The following is a 1,046-nucleotide window of genomic DNA, read 5'->3' as shown; positions in this document are numbered from 1 at the left end:
CTGGACCCGGCGACCACCCCGGTGATGGGCAGTTTCGACGAGAACACCGTGGCGGCGAAGGCCACCTCGGCGTGGTACCAGCTGCCGCCCCGCACCCCGGACCGGCCGCTGGTCAGCGTCGCCGCGGGGACGGATACGCTGCCAGGCATGACTGGCAGCGAGACGCTTGCCGGCCGCTATGAATTACGGGACCTGCTCGGGTGCGGCGGCATGGCCGAGGTTCGCGACGGCTGGGACACCCGACTGAACCGTCCGGTGGCGGTCAAACTGCTGCTGCCGAACTTCAACGCCGACCCGGCTGCCCGGCTCAGATTCCAGGACGAGGCGCGCTCGGCGGCGGCGCTGTCGCATCCCAACATCGTCGCGGTCCACGACTTCGGGGAGCACGACGGTCGCCCGTTCATCGTGATGGAACGGCTGCCGGGCCGCACTCTGGCCGACCTCATCGCCGAGGTCCCGTTGCCGGCGGCGCAGGTGCGGGCCATGCTCGACGACGTGCTCGCCGCGCTCGACGCCGCGCACACCGGCGGGGTGCTGCACCGCGACATCAAGCCGGCCAACATTCTGCTGTCGGCCACCGGCGACCGCATGCAGGTCGCCGACTTCGGCATCGCCAAGAGCGGCGGAACCGCGCACACCATGACCGGGCAGATCATCGGCACGCTGTCCTACATGAGTCCTGAACGCGTCGCCGGCGCGCCGGCCTCGGTCACCGACGACCTCTACGCCGTCGGCGTCATGGGCTACGAGGCGCTGCTGGGCCGGCGCGCCTTCCCGCAGGACAATCCCGTGGCACTGGCCCGGGCCATCATGGACGCGCCACCACCGCCACTGGCCGGGCTGCCCACCGGCGCCGACCCCGTCCTCGCCGCGGTCATCGACCGCGCCATGAGCCGTGACCCCCGGCTGCGTTTCGGAAGCGCCGCCCAGATGCGCGCCGTGCGGGCGCCGCGCCGCCTCGACATCCCAACCGGCCTCCACCAACGCCATGAACCCCTCACCGGCCCCCGGAAACGGCGGCCGCAAACCCCCCGACAACCCGCCCG

Annotated in this window: 1 protein-coding gene and 1 pseudogene; both read left to right on the top strand. The window is 72.3% G+C overall.

Annotation, left to right across the window (positions count from 1 at the left end):
- Positions 1-126 (top strand): annotated as a pseudogene (locus ASJ79_RS35260) (arabinosyltransferase C-terminal domain-containing protein); the annotation flags it as partial.
- A 21-nt stretch (positions 127-147) separates the two neighbouring features.
- A partial coding sequence (locus ASJ79_RS24680; RefSeq protein ID WP_231751016.1) for a serine/threonine-protein kinase occupies positions 148-1,046 on the top strand: 899 nt, incomplete at its 3' end.

Source organism: Mycobacterium sp. NAZ190054, from assembly GCF_001545925.1.
GTDB lineage: Bacteria > Actinomycetota > Actinomycetes > Mycobacteriales > Mycobacteriaceae > Mycobacterium.
The sequence above is the reverse complement of the archived record's forward strand: the minus strand, read 5'-3'. Positions and strand labels throughout refer to the sequence as shown.